The 16,546-nt window shown below is 69.9% G+C and carries 12 protein-coding genes and 5 pseudogenes; 9 read left to right on the forward strand and 8 right to left on the reverse strand.

The window, feature by feature from the left end; all coding sequences use genetic code 11:
- Positions 1-119: 119 nt before the first annotated feature.
- A pseudogene (locus tag FRZ33_RS02925) lies at positions 120-428 on the reverse strand (DUF4156 domain-containing protein); the annotation flags it as partial.
- Between the two features lie 198 nt (positions 429-626).
- Positions 627-3,493: pseudogene (locus FRZ33_RS02930) on the reverse strand (M16 family metallopeptidase).
- Positions 3,494-3,801: 308 nt separating this feature from the next.
- Between FRZ33_RS02930 and FRZ33_RS02935 the strand changes: the two are divergent.
- From FRZ33_RS02935 to FRZ33_RS02950, 4 genes are all read left to right on the forward strand, one after another.
- Positions 3,802-4,062, forward strand: a complete 261-nt coding sequence (locus FRZ33_RS02935) for a hypothetical protein (RefSeq protein ID WP_146907519.1) — start codon at positions 3,802-3,804, stop codon at positions 4,060-4,062.
- Positions 4,063-4,288: 226 nt separating this feature from the next.
- Positions 4,289-4,522 carry a hypothetical protein gene (locus FRZ33_RS02940; RefSeq protein ID WP_146907521.1) on the forward strand — a complete coding sequence of 78 codons (234 nt, stop codon included), beginning with the start codon at positions 4,289-4,291 and terminating at the stop codon, positions 4,520-4,522.
- Positions 4,523-4,536: 14 nt separating this feature from the next.
- Positions 4,537-5,025: a tRNA (uridine(34)/cytosine(34)/5-carboxymethylaminomethyluridine(34)-2'-O)-methyltransferase TrmL gene (gene trmL / locus FRZ33_RS02945; RefSeq protein ID WP_425480611.1), complete on the forward strand. Its 489-nt coding sequence runs from the start codon at positions 4,537-4,539 to the stop codon at positions 5,023-5,025.
- 114 nt (positions 5,026-5,139) lie between these two features.
- On the forward strand, positions 5,140-5,697 hold the full coding sequence (locus tag FRZ33_RS02950) for an outer membrane beta-barrel protein (protein ID WP_146907525.1): 558 nt from the start codon (positions 5,140-5,142) through the stop codon (positions 5,695-5,697).
- 46 nt (positions 5,698-5,743) lie between these two features.
- Here FRZ33_RS02950 and FRZ33_RS02955 read toward each other — a convergent pair.
- The 5 genes and pseudogenes from FRZ33_RS02955 to FRZ33_RS02975 form a co-directional block, all read right to left on the reverse strand.
- A pseudogene (locus FRZ33_RS02955) lies at positions 5,744-6,767 on the reverse strand (NAD(P)H-dependent glycerol-3-phosphate dehydrogenase).
- A gap of 16 nt (positions 6,768-6,783) precedes the next feature.
- Positions 6,784-7,277: pseudogene (gene secB, locus FRZ33_RS02960) on the reverse strand (protein-export chaperone SecB).
- Positions 7,278-7,351: 74 nt separating this feature from the next.
- Positions 7,352-7,783, reverse strand: coding sequence for a rhodanese-like domain-containing protein (locus FRZ33_RS02965; protein ID WP_146907527.1), 432 nt, complete (start codon positions 7,781-7,783; stop codon positions 7,352-7,354).
- 71 nt (positions 7,784-7,854) lie between these two features.
- The gene (locus FRZ33_RS02970; protein ID WP_146907528.1) at positions 7,855-8,283 is read right to left on the reverse strand and encodes a hypothetical protein; all 429 of its coding nucleotides are present in this window, start codon (positions 8,281-8,283) and stop codon (positions 7,855-7,857) included.
- Positions 8,284-8,316: 33 nt separating this feature from the next.
- Positions 8,317-8,766 (reverse strand): YiiD C-terminal domain-containing protein, encoded by a 450-nt coding sequence (locus FRZ33_RS02975; RefSeq protein WP_146907530.1) that lies wholly within the window; start codon positions 8,764-8,766, stop codon positions 8,317-8,319.
- Between the two features lie 38 nt (positions 8,767-8,804).
- Between FRZ33_RS02975 and FRZ33_RS02980 the strand changes: the two genes are divergently transcribed.
- Genes FRZ33_RS02980 through FRZ33_RS02990 form a run of 3 tightly spaced genes read left to right on the forward strand, consistent with a single transcriptional unit; the run spans position 8,805 to position 11,883 of the window.
- Positions 8,805-9,584 carry a uroporphyrinogen-III synthase gene (locus tag FRZ33_RS02980; RefSeq protein WP_146907532.1) on the forward strand — a complete coding sequence of 260 codons (780 nt, stop codon included), beginning with the start codon at positions 8,805-8,807 and terminating at the stop codon, positions 9,582-9,584.
- Between the two features lie 32 nt (positions 9,585-9,616).
- Entirely contained in the window at positions 9,617-10,636 is a 1,020-nt protein-coding gene (locus FRZ33_RS02985) for a uroporphyrinogen-III C-methyltransferase (protein WP_146907534.1), read from the forward strand.
- The gene (locus tag FRZ33_RS02990; protein ID WP_146907536.1) at positions 10,633-11,883 is read left to right on the forward strand and encodes a heme biosynthesis protein HemY; all 1,251 of its coding nucleotides are present in this window, start codon (positions 10,633-10,635) and stop codon (positions 11,881-11,883) included. The genes FRZ33_RS02985 and FRZ33_RS02990 overlap by 4 nt, the downstream gene beginning before the upstream one ends.
- Positions 11,884-11,886: 3 nt before the next feature.
- On the opposite strand, the pseudogene FRZ33_RS02995 reads toward FRZ33_RS02990, so the two are convergent.
- Positions 11,887-13,163: pseudogene (locus tag FRZ33_RS02995) on the reverse strand (acetyl-CoA C-acetyltransferase).
- A 145-nt stretch (positions 13,164-13,308) separates the two neighbouring features.
- On the opposite strand from FRZ33_RS02995, the gene FRZ33_RS03000 reads away from it, so the two are divergent.
- Both FRZ33_RS03000 and FRZ33_RS03005 read left to right on the forward strand, forming a co-directional pair.
- Positions 13,309-14,184: a hypothetical protein gene (locus FRZ33_RS03000; protein ID WP_227978054.1), complete on the forward strand. Its 876-nt coding sequence runs from the start codon at positions 13,309-13,311 to the stop codon at positions 14,182-14,184.
- A 111-nt stretch (positions 14,185-14,295) separates the two neighbouring features.
- A complete protein-coding gene (locus tag FRZ33_RS03005; RefSeq protein WP_227978250.1) occupies positions 14,296-16,542 on the forward strand; it encodes a patatin-like phospholipase family protein in 2,247 nt (748 codons plus the stop codon).
- Positions 16,543-16,546 lie beyond the last annotated feature (4 nt).

Below are 16,546 nucleotides of genomic sequence, written 5' to 3' on the forward strand. Positions count from 1 at the left end.
CTTCGGGGGCCGGCGGCGTGAAGACCGTGACCGGAAACTCAGTCCTGGACCGGGTTCACCGTGCCCTCGGTTTCGGCGGCCGGCGTGCCAGCCGGCGCCGTGCCGATGCGGGCGCTGCCGCAGCGGAAAGCCAGGAAACGCTGCTCGCCGTCTTCCGGCTCGCCCTTGGGCATCACGGTGTCGGCCTGCAGGCCGGGGGCCTCGTTGCGGGCCAGGGTCTCCAGCTCGTCGCGCACCCGGATGTTGTTGCGCTCATAGGGCCCCAGGCGGTTCTTGACCGATACCGACACTTCGCCGCGCTTCTCGCAGGCGCCCAGGTCCTGGCCGGCGCGCGCCACCCGCACCTCGGCGCCACCCGGGGCCATCTTGACCCACGTACAGGCGGAGACGACGGGAACAAGAAGCAAAGCCAGTGCAAGCGTTCGCATGAAGGTCTCTCCAAAGAGTACGGGCGGGATTGTCGCCCCGCCCGCACTGAACCGGCAATGACGCGTTCGCGCTTCGAAGTTCCACCCCTCCCGGCCTCCCCCTGCAAGCAGGGGGAGGAGAAATGTGGGCCCTTGCGAAAGACGGACTCCCTCCCCTGCTTGCAGGGGAGGGCTGGGGGGGGGTGTACGCGGAGCAGGTTACTTCGCCGCCACCGGCTTCCCATCCGCGTCCACCACCTGCACCTCGCCGAGATCCAGCGCACGCACACCGGCCTCGATCTTGGACAGGTCGCCCACCACCACCCAGGTCAGCGCCTGCGGCTGCAGGGTGCGGGCGGCGGCGTTGACCTCTTCGGGCGTCAGCGCTTCAACCTTGGCGCGGCGCTGCACCACGTAATCGTCCGGGCGCTGGTAGCGCACGATGCCGCCGATCGCGCCCATCACCGCGCCGGCGGTTTCGTACGAACCGGGCAGGCTGCGGATCTCGGTGGCCTGGATCTTGGCCACTTCCTCGGCCTTGGCCGGCACCTTGCCGCTGGCGTACTCGCTGATCTCGCGCTGCAGTTCGGCGATCGACTCGGTGGTCTTGTCGATCTGCACCGCCGCGAACGCCATCCACGGGCGCTGGCCCTTGGCACCGGACACCCAGCTGTAGGAACCGTAGGCCCAGTGTTTGTCTTCGCGCAGGTTCATGTTCAGGCGCGAGCTGAACTCGCCGCCCAGCACCGAGTTGGCGATCTCGAACTCGGTGGCCTTCGGGTCCATGGTCGAAGGCACGACCTGGCCGACGAAGACATTGGCCTGGATCGCACCCGGCTGGTCCACCAGGAACACGCGCGGCTTGGCCGGCAGGGCCACCGACGGCACCACCACCGGCTTCGGCGCCGGGCCGGCACCCTTCCAGCTGCCCAGGTGCTTCTCGAGCACCGGCGTGATTTCGGCCAGCGTGGTATCGCCGACCACGATCAGGGTCGCGCCCTCGGGCCGCACCCACTCGCGATGGAACGCCTGCAGGTCGGCGCGCGTCAGCGACTGGATCGAGGCTTCGTCGCCGCTGCCGCTGAACGGGATCGCGTACGGGTGGCCTTCGTTGTAGAGCAGCGGCGGCAGCAGGCGCAGCGCGGCCGAATTCGGGCGCGCCTTCTCCTGCTTGATGCCGGCGATCCAGGTCTGGCGCACGCGCTCGATTTCCTTTTCGTCGAAACGCGGCTCGCGCAGCATGGTCGCGAACAGCTGCACCGACGGCTCCGGGTTCTGCTTCAGCGCCGACAGGTAGGCGTTGCCCCCGTCGAGCGAGGCACCGGCGCCGAGCTGCGCGCCCAGCGCTTCGGCGCGGTCGCCGAAGGCCAGGGCGTCGTAGTTGCCGGCGCCTTCGTCGAGCATGCCCAGGGTGAAGCTGGCGGTGCCGAGCTTGCGGCCGACGTCGGCCACGTAACCGGCCGGCAGCTCCAGGCTCAGGCGCACCACCGGAATGTCGTGGCGTTCGGCCAGGATCACCTGCACGCCGTTCGACAGCGTGGCGCGCTGCAGCGCCGGGAACTTCAACGCCGGGAATTCCGTGGTCACCGGCACGCCCTGGCTGCGGTCCACGTCGGACTCGAGCGTGGTGTACTTCGGGTCGGCGGCCGGCACCGGCGCCATGTCCGGATGCGTCTTGCTTTCTTCCTCCACCGTGGCCACGCGCTCGCCCGGCGTCACCACCGGGGTGTGGTCGCCCTTGGCCAGCCAGCGGTTGCCGGCGGCGATCAGGTCGGCGGCGGTGGCGGTTTCGATCGTGCGCAGGCCGTCGCGGAAGCAGCCCGGGTCCTTGGCGAACACGGCGCACTCGGCCAGGGCGTCGGCCTTGCCGCCGAAACCGCCGATGCGCTCGATGCCGCGCACGAAGCCGGCGGTGAACACGGTGCGCGCCTGCTCGAGTTCGGCCTTGCTGGGACCGTCGGCCAGCAGCTTCGCCATCTCTTCATCGAGCGCGGCTTCGACCTTGGCCACGTCCACGCCCTGCTTCACGTCCACCTGCACGAAGAACAGGCCGCCCAGCTGGTTCGGCCAGGCACCGGCGGAAACGCTGTCGGCCAGCTTGTCCTGGAACACCAGGCGCTTGTCCAGGCGCGAGCTCCTGGAACCGCCCAGCACCTGCGACAGCAGCTGCAGGCGCTCGACGTCGGCCTGGCCGTATTCGGCGGCGTTCCAGACGCGGTACACGCGCGCCTGCGGCACGTTGTCGGTCATCACCTCGCGGGTGGAGGCGGTGCGCGGCGCCGGGTCGACCTTGGGCTGGGCCATGCTCGGGCCGGCCGGGATGTCGCCGAAATATTTCGCGACCTTCTGCTTCGCGGTGGCGACGTCGATGTCGCCGGCCAGCACCAGCACGGCATTGTTGGGGCCGTACCAGGTCTTGAAGAAACGCTGCACGTCCTCGAGCGAGGCGGCGTTGAGGTCGCTCATCGAGCCGATGGTCATCCAGCTGTAGGGATGGCCCTTGGGATAGCTGGCCTTGAGCAGGCGCTCGAACACCTGGCCGTAGGGCTGGTTCTCGCCCTGGCGCTTTTCGTTCTGCACCACGCCGCGCTGCTCGTCCAGCACGTCCAGGTGACGGCGCCGAGGAAGTGGCCCATGCGGTCGGACTCCATCCACAGCGCCATGTCCAGCGCGGTGGTGGGCACGTTCTGGAAGTAGTTGGTGCGGTCGGAATTGGTGGTGCCGTTCTGGTCGGTGGCGCCGACCAGTTCGAACGGGGTGAAGAATTCACCCTGGTGGTTTTCGCTGCTCTGGAACATCAGGTGTTCGAACAGGTGCGCGAAACCGGTGCGGCCGGGCACCTCGTTCTTCGCGCCGACGTGGTACCAGATATTCACCGCGACGATCGGCGCCTTGCGGTCGGTGTGCACGATCACGCGCAAGCCATTGGGCAGGGTGAATTCTTCGAAGGCGATATCGGCGGGCAGGGCCGCGGCGGCCTGTTCCCGGGCCAGCGCGTCCGGCGAGTGCAGCGGCGAGAAGCTGGCGACGGCGAGGCCGAGGGCCAGGGCAAGCGCGCGGACGCGCGGACGGCGGTTCTGGGTCATTCGGGTACCTTGCAGTGACGGCCGGATATACCGGGGACCCGAATCCTAGCCTGCCTTGGCGGGGCACACACTAGGCCGGAGGCCATGATCACGGGCAGTTTCGCGCTGGCGTCCCGGCGGGCGGCTCCGGACGCAGCCGTACGGCTTTCCCGGCGGGCGGCGTCGTATTGGGCGAACGTCCATTTGACTGCCATATACCCTTGTGAAATCGTGGGACGGCTCAGGTGTGTACCGGGATTTCAGGGGCACAACAAAAGGAGTGCGTCACGATGAGTCATGTCACGGGATTTCGGTTTGGAGCCCTGGCCGTGCTGATCACGGCAGGTGTGATGGCCTGGCCCGAGCCTGCGTCCGCGCAGACCCGGGGCATGGAGCGCCGCGATGACCGCCGCGATGACCGCGGTGAAAAGCGCGACATCAAGCAGGACGGGCGCGAGGCTGGGCGCGACGCGAAAGAGGAATGCAAGGACGCCGGCGGCAACCGCATCGAATGCCGCCAGGAAAAGCGCGATATCAAGCAGGACTCACGCCAGGAAGGGCGCTCGGAAAAGCACGACGGCGACGATTGAACCGTCACGGCGGGATATCACGCCGGTCATGGCGCGGGGCTGGGGTTTCCCGGCCCCGTTTCCTTTTAGAGGGTGGAGCCCGGAGCTGTCCGGCGCGGGTGTCCGGTCCGCGGCGCGGACGCCTGCGGACAGATCCGCGCCTGACGCAAGCCATTGATTTTTGTTGATTCCAGGACTTGGCACGGTTCCTGCTGTCTCCAGGGAAAGTGATCCCGAGGACGACGCCATGAGCCACCGACTCTCCACTCCGATCCATCGCAGCCTGTTCTGCCTGCCCCTGTTGGCCGTGGCTCTCGCCGCCGCCATGCATGAGCCTCCCTCCCTGGGGCTGAGCCTGGAACGGGTCGTCGCCGCCGGCGTCGATTGCAGCAACGCGCCGCGGCCCGCCGGCATGCTCGCCCTGGCCCGCATGCCCGGCGACCTGGGCCTGATCAGCCGCCGCATCCACTGCGCCGGCTGAAGCGCGGGCCGGCGATGGATAATCGCCGGATGCTCAACGTCATCCTCTACCAACCCGAGATCCCGCCCAACACCGGCAACATCATCCGGCTGTGCGCCAACACCGGCGCCGGGCTGCACCTGGTCGAACCACTCGGCTTCGATCTCGAGGACGCGAAGCTTCGCCGCGCCGGACTCGACTACCACGAATTCGCACGTGTGCATCGGCATGCTTCGCTCGAACACTGCCTGGAATTCCTGAACGCGCCACGGCTGTTCGCATTCAGCGCGCGTTCGAGCAATCGCTACGATCGCGTCGCCTATCAGCTGAACGATGCGTTCGTGTTCGGTCCGGAAACGCGCGGCCTGCCCGACGCCGTGATGGCGCGAATACCGCTTGAAAACAGGCTCCGCCTGCCCATGCGCGCGGGACAACGCAGTCTCAATCTTTCCAACGCCGTCGCGGTCGCGGTGTTCGAAGCCTGGCGGCAATCCGGCTTCGCCGATGCCGCGATGCATGACTGACGACACGGGTCGCATCAAAACATCGCGTCGTTAATCCCGCGTTACGTTGCACTTCCCATACTCGGCCCTGCGCTCCCCACGGGCGTCCCCAAAGTCGAAATAAGGAAGTTCAACATGAAGCGTTCCCTTCTTGCCCTGGCCCTGCTCGCCACCGTTCCCTTCGCCGCCCAGGCCGACGACAAGCTCAGCTACACCTATGTCGAAGGCAACTACCTGAACACCCAGGGCGACAACAGCCTCGATGCCGACGGCTTCGGCCTGCGCGGTTCCTACGAGTTCGGCCAGTCCGGCTTCTACGCGTTTGGCGGCTACTCGCAGACCGAATTCGACGACACCAACATCGACGCCGACACCACCGACTTCGGCCTGGGTTACCACCACAGCCTCGGCGCCAACGCCGACCTGATCGGTGAAGTGGCCCACAGCCGTTCGGACCTCGACTTCGCCAAGCTCGACGGCTTCCGCACCTCGGTCGGTGTGCGCGGTTCGTTCAGCGACAGCTTCGAGGGCCTGATCAAGGCCAACTACTACGACGGCAGCGATTTCGACGGTGATTTCACCGGCACCGTCGGCGCCCAGTACAAGATCACCCAGACCTGGGGCATCACCGGCGAAGCCGAATTCGGCGACAACGGCGAGTCCTACCTGGTGGGCGTGCGCGCCAGCTTCTGATCCAAGGCGTCCTGCGAATGAAAAGCCCGGCTTCGGCCGGGCTTTTTTATTCGAACAGGCCTTCGGGGTATTCGGGTTTCTGCTCGCGCGACAGCAGCATGCCCAGGCCCTCGATCGGCGTGATGCGTTCGTGCAGCACCTCGCGCACCAGGGCCGAGATCGGCAGTTCGATGCCGTGGCGTTCGCCCAGGCGCATCACTTCGTCAGCGGTCTGCACCGACTCCACCACCTGGCCGATCGCCGCCACCGCTTCCTTGATGGACTGCCCGCGGCCCAGCGCCAGGCCCAGGCGGCGGTTGCGCGACAGGTCGCCCGTGCAGGTCAGCACCAGGTCGCCCAGGCCCGCCAGGCCCATCAGGGTTTCGGCACGGCCGCCGAGCGCGACATTGAGCCGCAGCATCTCGTTGAGCCCGCGCGTGATCAGACCGGCGCGGGCGTTGAGGCCCAGTTCCATGCCATCGGCGACGCCGGTGGCGACCGCCAGCACGTTTTCATCGCGCCGCCGAGCTCGGCGCCGAGCATGTCGTTGCCGGTGTAGGCGCGGAAGGCCGCGCCGTGCAGCGCCTCGGCCACCGACAGCGCGAACTGCTCGTCGTCCGAATGCACCGTCACTGCGGTCGGCAGGCCTGGGCCACTTCCTTGGCGAAGGACGGGCCGGTGACCACCGCCAGCGGCACGGCGAAGCCGAGCACCTGGCCGGCGACCTCGTGCAGGAAACGGCCCGAGCCGGGTTCGAAGCCCTTGGTGGCCCAGGCCACGCCGGCATGCGCGCGGCGGTGCGGCGCCAGCGCGTGCAGGGTTTCGGTGAAGGCATGGCTGGGCGTCACCACCAGCACCAGGTCGGCGCCGGCGACGGCCGCGGCCAGGTCGGTGGTGGCGGCCAGCGACGCCGGCAGCGGGATGTCCGGCAGGTAGCGCGGATTCTCGTGCCGGGTGGCGATGGCCTCGACCTGGGACGCATCACGGCCCCAGATCGTGGTCGCATGGCCATTGCGGGCAATCAGCGACGCCAGCGCCGTGCCCCAGGAACCACTCCCGAGCACGGCGATCGCAGGCTTGGCGGTGCTCATCGGCGCCGCAGCCGGATCAGGCGTTGCCGGCCTCGGCCGCCGGACCGCCCTGGGCGGCTTCGGCGCGACGACGCAGGCCTTCGGCGTACAGCGCCTCGAAGTTGATCGGCTGCAGGTAGAACGGCGGGAAGCCGCCCTGCGCGACCAGGTCGCCGATCGCCTGGCGGGCGTACGGGAACAGCACGTTCGGGCAGTAGGTGCCCAGCATCATGTCCAGGGTGCGGTCGTCGAAACCGGCCAGGCCGAACAGGCCGGCCTGCTCGAGCTCGGCCAGGTACACGGTCTTCTCGCCCAGCTTGCAGGTCAGGGTGATGCCGGGGCCACTTCGAACACGCCGTCGGCGGCGCGGGCCACCTTCTGGTTGAGGTTGAGCTCGAGGTTCGGCTGGCCCGGCTCGTTGAAGATCTGCGGCGCGCCCGGGACTTCGAAGGACACGTCCTTGACGTAGATCTTCTGGATGGTGAACTGCGCCTGTTCGGCGCCAGTGGCACCATTGTTCTGCTCGGCCATGACGGCAACTCCGGGAAAGGTGGAAAGGTGAAAGGGCCGCGATTATCGCATGCCCGGCTGTTCCGGGTCCGCGCTCAGGTCCGGCCCTTGGCCAGCGGCAGGCCGGCGGACTGCCAGCTGGTGATGCCGCCATCGAGCACGCTCACCCGCTTGAAACCGGCCTTGACCAGCTTCTCGGCGGCGGCGGACGCGGTGACGCCGGCGGCGCAGACCAGGACCACGGGGTTTTCCTTCGCCTTGGCCAGCAGCTTGCCCTCGGGCTCGATCTGGCTGGGCAGCAGGTGCCGGGAACCGATGATGTGGCCCTTCTCGAAGTCCGGCTGGCCGCGCAGGTCCAGCACCAGGGCGTCCTCGCGGTTGATCAGTTCGGTCAGCTGGGCCGGGTTGACGGCCTTGTAGCCGCGGAACAGCCCGCGGATCTCGGTGTAGACGATGGCCAGGGTCAGGCCCACGAAGGCGATGGACAGCAGCGGGTTGGCTTGGGCGAAGTCGAGCAGGCGATCCATGGTGGGCGGGGCATTCCGGGCAGCGGGGGCCGGCATTATGGGCGCCGCCGCGGCCGCGGGCAAAACCCGGGTCAGTGCACTTCGGCGTCGAGGTCCGGCAGGCCGCTGGCCAGCCACCAGCGTTTGCCCTCCGGGTCCCAGCGCCAGATCTGGTGGTCGGTGATGATCTTCTCGACCTGTGTGTTGATGTTGACCAGGCGGATCTCGACGATCTGTTCGTACTCGTCCTCGCTCAGGTCGCGCGCGGACTTGACCTCGTAACCGGAGACCTTGAACTGCTTGTAGCGCTCGAGCTCGAAGGACGACACCGGATCGGCCTCAAGGATCTTGGGGTCGATGAAACCCAGGGCCGCTTCGAACTCGCTCCAACGGATCACGCTGACGTAGTGGTAGAGCATCTCGTCGCGCGGGTTGGTCTTGGTGGCCGAACTGCAGCCGGCCAGCGTCGCCAGCAGGAGCAGCACGAGCAGTGCGGGAATCCGGATCGGTCGGAGGTTCATGGCCGCATTATGCACAAAGCCGCCCGGACGGCATCAGGGCGCGCGCAGCAGGGCGAAACGACCGCCCAGGTCGGCCACCGGCTCGCCGTCGGGACCACGCACCACGGCCTGGACGACGGCGCGGGCGCGGCCGCGTTCGCGGAAGGTGCGCAGCACGTTGTCCCAGTCGGTCCCGGGTTCGAGCCGGGCCTCGGCCATCAGGTCGGCGTACAGCGGCTTGAGGTAGCGCAGCTGGCTGTCGGCGACATAGACCTCGGCGTCCAGGCCCGCCGCCTCCAGCTTCAGGGTCAGCAGGCCCCAGCCGCCCAGGGTCATCAGCCCGGCCAAGCTGCCGCCGAAGGCGCAGCCCTTGTCGTTGAGGTTGGCGTCCAGCGGCGCGTGCAGGCGCAGGCAGTCGCCGTCGAAGCCGGTGGCGCGGATGCGCATCGCGGCGACCGGCGGCATCGCCTGGTAATGCGCATTGAGTCTTTCGAGGTCGGGCATGCGATGACGGTGTCCTGGGGCTGTGCCAAGCTGGCGCCATGGCCAAGCCAGGATCCACGCCAACGCTGGCGGGATGGTACGTCATCTCGCTGCGCCCTTCGGGTGGCCACGCGCCGGTGCGCCGGGCCGCCGCCGCGCAAGGCGCGCGTGTGCTGGCGCTGTCCACGCTGCGGCTGGCGCCGCTGGATGCGGGCGCGGCGCTGACGGCGGCACTGGCCTGCGACGATGTGGTGTTCACCAGCCCCAGTGCGGTGGCTTTCGCCGCCCGGCAGGTCGTGCTGCGGGCGCGACGCGGGCAACGCTGGCTGGCGGTGGGCAAGGGCACGGCGGCGACACTGCGGCGCGCGGGCATCACCGGCGCACGGGTGCCGGCCGGCCGGGCCGACTCCGAGGCGCTGCTGGCGCTGCCGGAACTGCAGGATCCCGCCGGCCGCGACATCGGCCTGGTCACCGCGCCCGGCGGCCGCGGCCTGATCGCCGAAACCCTGGCGCGGCGCGGCGCGCGTGTGCATGTCGCCCCGGTGTACCGGCGTGAAGCCATCGTCCCGCGTGCCGACCGCCTGCGGGCGGCGCTCGACGCGCCGGCTTCCTGCGCCCTGCTGGTGAGCAGCGCCGAGGCGTTCGATAGCCTGTGGAAAGGCCTGCCCGACAAGTCGCGCGATCGTTTGCAGCAGCGTCCGGCCGTGGCCAGCAGCCCGCGCCTGGCGATGATGCTGGCGGACGCGGGTTTCAGCTTGATCGTGCCGGCCGAGGGGGCCACGCCAGCGGCCATGCTCGCGGCCCTCGCCGCCGATGTGGCGCAGGGTCGCTTCCGGTAGGATTGCCGGCGAATTCGCGTTCTCTGTCGGTAATGGACACCGTGCTCGACACTTCTCCCGAAACTCCGCCTGTCCGACGCCGTTCCGGTGCGCTGGGATGGCTGCTGCTGCTCGTGGTGCTGGTCGTCGCCGGCTACGGCGGCTGGCGCGCGTGGCAGGCCTGGCGACCCGCCGAAGACGCCGGCCCCGACCTCAGTCCCGAAGCGCTCGACGCCCGCCTGCTCGAGGCCGAACAGGCCCTCGCCACGCTGCGCCGCACCCACCAGGGCCTGGACCAGCGCCTGACCGACACCAGCGCGCGCACCGGCCTGCTGCGCGACGAAGTGCTGGGCGTCGGCCAGCGCGCCGCCATCCTCGAAGACAACCTGCGCGAACTTTCGGCACAGGCCAGCGAAGGCCGCGAAGCGCTGCGCCTGGACGAAGCCGAACTGCTGTTGAGCCTGGCGCAGGCGCGTCTGGCGATCGCCGGCGATGTCGAAGGCGCGATCCGCGCCACCGTGATGGCGCGCGACGTCCTGGCGCCGCTCACCGATCCGCAGTTCATCAGCCTGCGCCAGACCCTGGGCCAGGAACTGTCGGCACTGCGCGCGCTGCCGGCCGACCCGCGCCGGATCGCGGCCGCTGAACTCGACGCCCTGCAGTCCAGCCTGGGCCACCTGGCCAGCCGCGCGCCCGGGGCGCCGACGATGGCCGGCGGCAGCGACTCGCGCTGGCAGCGCCTGCTCGACGCCGTCGTGCAGGTGCGGCCCAGCAGTGCGCAGGACCTGATCTCGCCATCGGACCGCGCCACCGGCGAGGCCGCGCTCGGCCTGGAGCTGGCCCTGGCCCGCACCGCCCTGGACCGTCGCGACCAGGCCAGCTTCCGCGCCGGTCTTGAACGCATCGATCAGTGGCTGCAGCGGCTGTACGCGGAAAGCAACACGCTGCGCGTGCAGCGCGAGCGCCTGGTGGTGCTGGCCAGCCTGTCGCTGACGCCCGACCTGCCGGTGCAGGGCGCCGGCCTGCAGCAGCTGCGCAGCCTGCGCCAGGGCAGCCGGATCGAGCGGCCGTGAACCTGTACCGCCAACTGGTGTGGTGGCTGCTGCTGGCCGTGGCCGGCGCGCTGGCCTGGCACTGGTTCTCGCAGGACCTGGGCGATGTGGTGGTGCGCTTCCGCGGCCTCACCTACACGACCACGCTGGCGTATTTCGTGCTGGCCTGGGGTCTGCTCTGGTTTTCGCTGTGGGCGCTGTGGTGGCTGCTGCGGCTGCCGCTGCGGGCCTGGCAGCGGCACGCGCGCCAGCAGGCACGCAACCGCCTGGTCAGCGGCCTGCAGGCGCTGCACCAGGGTCGCTGGGCCCGCGCGGAATCGCTGCTGGTCAAAGCCGCCGATGAAACCGACCTGCGCACCGCCGCCCTGATCGGCGCGCATCAGGCCGCCAGTGCCCGCGGTGACGTCGAGGCCGCCGCCCGCCACCAGGCCGCGCTGCTGGAACACGAACCGCAGGCCGCCGCGCTGGAACAGGCCTCGCGCCTGGCCAGCCTCGGCCGGCACGACGACACGCTGGCGGCGCTGTCGGGCCTGACCGGTGCACTGCCGCCACGGGCGCTGCTGCTGCAGGCGCGGGCGCTGGCCGCCACCGGGCGTGCGCACGACGCCCAGGTCCAGCTCAACACGCTGCGCCGCGAACAGACGCTGCCCGCCGACGCGCTGGCCGCACTGGAACGCGAGCTCTGCGCCGCCGCACTCACGCAGGCGCCGCAGGCCGACAGCCTGCTGCAGCGCTGGAACGCCATGCCGCAACGGCTGCAGCAGACGCCGGACGTGACCGCCGCCTTCGCCCGCCGCGCCGCGCAGCTGGGGCTGGACGAGCCCGGGCACCAGGCCGTGGCCGAGACGCTGGACGCGCAGTGGGACGAATCGCTGGTGGCGCTGTACGGCCAATTGCCCGGCGGCTGCGACGGTGGTCCGCGCCTGACCCGCGCCGAAGGCTGGCTGGCCGCGCACGCCGCCAGCCCGGCCCTGCTGCTGGCCCTGGGCCGGCTGTGCCGCGGACAACAGCTCTGGGGCAAGGCCGAGGACTACCTGCACCGCGCGCTGGCGCAGGGCGCCGGTGCCGACGCCTGGGAAGCCCTGGGGGATGTCTGTACCGCGCAGAACGACGCCAACCGCGCCCAGCTGGCCTATGCCAATGCCTTGCGCATGGGCCGCAGCGAAACCGCGCTGCCACTCGGCGGCCGCGGCCTGCGCGAACAGATCGCCGACCAGGCGGTGGCCGAGCTCCGCAACGAACACGGCATCCCGCAACTGCCGCGCTGAACCTCAGCGCTCGACGATCGCGGCTACACCCATGCCGCCGGCGGTACAGATCGAGATCAACGCGCGGCCCTGGCCCTTTTCCTTGAGCAGCTTGGCGGCGGTGGCGACGATGCGCGCGCCGGTGGCCGCGAACGGATGGCCCAGCGCCAGCGAACTGCCGACCACGTTGAGCTTGCTGCGGTCGATGCTGCCCAGCGGCGCGTCCAGGCCCAGCTTGGTCTTGCAGAACTCCGGGTCTTCCCAGGCCTTGAGTGTGCACAGCACCTGGGCCGCGAAAGCCTCGTGGATCTCGTAGAAATCGAAGTCCTGCAGCGTCAGGTTGTTGCGCTTGAGCAGGGTCGCCACCGCCCAGCACGGCGCCATCAGCAGGCCTTCGCCGTGCACGAAATCGACCGCCGCCACCTGCGCGTCCACCAGCCAGGCCTGCACTTCCGGGTTGCGCGCCTTGGCCCAGCCCTCCGACGCCAGCAGCGCCGCCGAGGCGCCATCGGTGAGCGGCGTGGAGTTGCCGGCGGTCAGCGTGCCCTGGCCCGAGGTCTTGTCGAAGGCGGGCTTGAGCGTCGCGAGTTTTTCCAGCGAGGTGTCCGGGCGCAGGATGTTGTCGCGCTCCAGGCCGCGGAACGGCGTCACCAGGTCCGCATAGAAACCACGCTCGTACGCCGCCGCGGCCTTCCTGTGCGATTCCATCGCCAGCTGGTCCTGCGCCTCGCGCGGGATCTGCCATTCCTGGCCATCAGCTCGCAGTGCTCGCCCATGGACTTGCCGGTGCGCGGTTCGCCCACGCCCGGGAATTCCGGCTTGAGTTCCTTGAACTTGAATCCCTTGAACGCCTTCAGCCGCGCGCCGAAGCTGCGGGCCATGTTGGCGTCGAGCAGCCGGCGGCGCAGGCGCTTGCCGACCACGATCGGCACGTCGGACGTGGTGTCGGAACCACCGCCGATGCCGGCTTCCATCTGCCCCACCGCGATCTTGTTGGCGACCAGGATCACCGTGTCCAGGCCGGTGCCGCAGGCACGCTGCAGGGTGATGCCCGGCGTCATCGGCGACAGGCCGGACGACAGCGCGGCCTCGCGGCCCAGGTTCCAGTCGCTGCTGTGCTTGAGCACGGCGCCCATCGCCACTTCGCCCAGCACTTCGCCATGCAGCTGGAACTTCTCCACCAGCGCACCCAGCGCCTTGATCGACATGCCGAGGTTGCCGACGTCGTGATACGCCGTGTTGTTGCGGCAGAAGGGGATGCGGACGCCGCCGAGGATGGCGACACGACGGGTGAGCTGCATCGGAACACTCCTTGACTCGGGACGTACGGGCACCGCCGCGGAGGGGCGGGAGCGCCTGGGGAAACCGCACCGGGCGGCCTGCGGGACGGCCTTCCGGGGTGCGGCGGGTATGATGCCGATCATAACCCGACGCCACCGTATGCCCATGCCCCAGACCGTCCTCAGTTGCCTCGGTGCACTCGCACTGGAGCTCGCGCCCGGCAGCCACGCCGAGCGCGCGGCGCTTGCCCCGGCCAGCGCCGGCGAATTGGCGGCGCTGGTCGCGCGCGATCTGGCCAAGCTGGTCCCCGAGGCCGCGCAACTGGACCTGGGCCTGGTGGCCGCACTGTTCGATCCGGTCGAACTGCTGCGCCCGGGCCATCCGCTGCACGCCGAACTCGAACGCCTGGTGGCGCGCGCGCCCGGCGCGGCCGGTGGCCAGGTCATCGGCTTCGGCGCCGATGCCGCGGGCCTGCCGGAACCGCTGCGCCCCGACCCCGCACACGCCGCGGGTCCGCTGCGCCTGCTGCCGTTCCTGCTGCGTGGCGACGCCGGCCGGGTCGCCGAAGTCGGCGAGCGCCTGGAACAGGTGCTGCTGGACACCGGCATGGCCGGCGCCGACACCGCCCTGCTGGCCCAGGACGGGTTCGGCGCATCGGTGGAACACGCCCGCCTGCTGACCCTGCACGACCTGGCGGCGATGATGGCCCTGCAGTACGAACATGCCGGCCTGGCGCCCCTGTGGCCCCTGGTCGAGGCCGCACTGCTGGCCCCCGACAGCGAACAGTGGCTGGACACGCCGCCCGAACCGCTGCTGCGTTACCACGCGGGCGAAGTGCGCATCGCCCTGCTCGACGCCGAGGCCTGGGCCGAGGGCGGCTTCGCGCCGACACCGGCGGATCCGGGGCAACTGACGCGTGCCTTCGAACGATTCCAGATGCGCCAGCGCCAGTTGGCCGCCGTGCTCGACGCGCACGGTATCCCGGTCACCTACGACCACTGCCCCGCCGGACGCGATCCACGCAAGATCCTCATGGCCTGAACATGCCTTTAGCGCCGCGTCCGCGCTGGGGCCGGAAAAACGGACGCGCAGGCTAGACTTCCGGGCGATCGGGTGCGCCCCCACCGCGCGCCGAGGACTCCGCCATGACGCATCCCAGCCGCTGGTTCGCCGGCGCCCTGTTGTTCCTGTCCGCCGCCGGCACCCTGGCCGCAGACCCCGTGCCCACGACCACGCCGCTGCCGGTGGCCGGCACCTGCGGCCCCGCCGGCGACCCCGGCCGCCCGCGCATCGGCCTGGTGCTGGGCGGCGGCGGCGCGCGGTTTTGCGCACGTGGCCGTGCTCAAGGAACTCGAACGCCAGCGCATCCCGGTGGACTGCATCGCCGGCACCAGCATGGGCGCGCTGGTCGGCGGCCTGTATGCCGCGGGCATGCCGGCCGACGACATCGAGAAGGCGCTGCGCGAGATGGACTGGGTGCAGATGTTCAACGACCGCGTGGCACGGCCGGAACGTTCGTTCCGGCGCAAGCGCGACGACGACCTGGCGCTGATCGCCGGCAAACCCGGCATCGGCAACGAGGGCATCAAGATCGCGCCCGGCGTGCTGTCGGGCGAACGTGTGCTGCTGCTGCTCGAACGCCTGACCCAGCCGGTGGCCGCGCGCGCGCATTTCGACGACCTGCCGATCCCGTTCCGCGCGGTCGCCACCGACCTCAACAGCGGCCAGGCGGTGGTGATGGACCAGGGCAACCTGGCGCTGGCGATGCGCGCCAGCATGTCCATCCCCGGCGTGTTCCGGCCGGTGACGCGCGACGATCGCCTGCTGGTGGACGGCGGCCTGGTCAACCAGCTGCCGGTGGACGTGGTGCGGGCGATGGGCGCCGAGCGGGTGATCGCGGTGGACGTCAGCTCGCCCCTGCTCAAACTCGACGAGGGCGCCAGCCCGTTCGAGATCGTCGACCAGATCAGCGGCTTCATGACCGTGGGCAGCGCCAACACGCAGATCGCCACGCTGGGTCCCGACGACATCCTGATCAAGCCCGCGCTGGGCACCGAAGTCGGCACCGGCGACTTCGAGAAACTCGAGCTGGCGCTGAAGCTCGGCGACGCGTCGGCGGAAGCGGCGCGCCCGCGGCTGGCCGCGCTGGCCGTGGACCGCGCCCGCTACGACGGCCTGCAGGCCGCACGGCCGATGCCCGACCCGCTGCCGCCGGTGATCGACTTCGTGCGCCTGGACAACCGCAGCCGTTACGCCGACGAAGTGCTGCTGTCGAAGATCGACATCGCGCCCGGCCTGCCGCTGGACACCGACCGCCTGCAGCGCAACCTGCAGCGCATCTACGGCCTGGACACCCTGGACCTGGTCACCTACGACCTGATCGAGGAGGACGGCGAGACCGGCGTGCTGGTGACCGTGGTGCCGCACAGCTACGGCCCGAACTACCTGGAAACCGGCCTGAGCCTGTATTCGGACTTCAGCGGTGACTTCTTCTTCAACCTGCGCGCCGGCGTGCTGCGGGCGCCGCTCAATCCCCTGGGCGGCGAAGTGCGCGGCCTGCTGCAGATCGGCAACGAGCCCGGCCTGCTGGTGGACTACTACCAGCCGCTGGGCGTGCAGGGCCGCTATTTCTTCGGCGCGCTGGCCAGCATCGAGACGCCGCGCTTCAGCGCCTTCGACGAGTCCACCGGCGAGCGCATCGCCAGCTATCGCGCCCCGAACTGGGGCGGAGAAGTGACCTTCGGCCGCGAATATGGCAACCACGGCGCGATCGCGATGACCCTGCGCCGGCGCGAGGGCAAGGCCGAACTGGAGCTGGGCGAACCGCAGTTCGATGACCTGAGCTACGACCAGGGCGAGGTCGAACTGGCGCTCACCTACGACCGCATCGACAGCGTCTACATTCCGCGCAAGGGCACCTACGGGGTGCTCGGTGGCCTGGTGTCGCGCACCGCCTTGGGTGCCGACGCCGATTTCGAGCAGACCAACTTCGACCTGCTGCACGCCCAGGCGATCGGCAAACATTCGGGTTTCGTCGGCCTGCGCTACCACGACTCGGGCGGCGACACGGTGCCGATCCAGAGCAAGTTCCGGCTCGGCGGCCTGACCCGGTTCGCGGGTTACCGGCCGAACGAACGCCTGGCCGACAACTACGCCATGGGCTACGCCGGCTACACCTACGAGCTGGGCCGCGTGTGGAGCCGGCCGGCGGTGTTGGGCGGCACGCTGGAATACGGCCGCACCTGGCTGGCGCACGAAGACATGGACGACGGCGAGGACGAGCTGCACGGCAGCCTGTACTTCAGCTTCGATTCCTGGATCGGCCCGATGCAGTTCGGCTACGGCGTGCGCGAGGGCGGCGACGGCGTCTTCCTGCTGGAAATCGGCCGGCCGCGCTGAGCCG

The organism is Arenimonas daejeonensis (assembly GCF_007993735.1).
Lineage (GTDB): Bacteria > Pseudomonadota > Gammaproteobacteria > Xanthomonadales > Xanthomonadaceae > Arenimonas > Arenimonas daejeonensis.

What these genes read in the sequence shown, in the direction of transcription:
- FRZ33_RS02950 (WP_146907525.1), top strand. Translation starts at nt 5,140, where the DNA reads ATGAAGCGTTCCCTTCTTGCCCTGGCCCTGCTCGCCACCGTTCCCTTC.
- FRZ33_RS02940 (WP_146907521.1), top strand. Translation starts at nt 4,289, where the DNA reads ATGAGCCACCGACTCTCCACTCCGATCCATCGCAGCCTGTTCTGCCTG.
- trmL (WP_425480611.1), top strand. Translation starts at nt 4,537, where the DNA reads ATGGATAATCGCCGGATGCTCAACGTCATCCTCTACCAACCCGAGATC.
- FRZ33_RS02975 (WP_146907530.1), bottom strand. Translation starts at nt 8,766, where the DNA reads ATGCCCGACCTCGAAAGACTCAATGCGCATTACCAGGCGATGCCGCCG.
- FRZ33_RS02980 (WP_146907532.1), top strand. Translation starts at nt 8,805, where the DNA reads ATGGCCAAGCCAGGATCCACGCCAACGCTGGCGGGATGGTACGTCATC.
- FRZ33_RS02970 (WP_146907528.1), bottom strand. Translation starts at nt 8,283, where the DNA reads ATGAACCTCCGACCGATCCGGATTCCCGCACTGCTCGTGCTGCTCCTG.
- FRZ33_RS03000 (WP_227978054.1), top strand. Translation starts at nt 13,309, where the DNA reads ATGCCCCAGACCGTCCTCAGTTGCCTCGGTGCACTCGCACTGGAGCTC.
- FRZ33_RS02985 (WP_146907534.1), top strand. Translation starts at nt 9,617, where the DNA reads ATGGACACCGTGCTCGACACTTCTCCCGAAACTCCGCCTGTCCGACGC.
- FRZ33_RS02965 (WP_146907527.1), bottom strand. Translation starts at nt 7,783, where the DNA reads ATGGATCGCCTGCTCGACTTCGCCCAAGCCAACCCGCTGCTGTCCATC.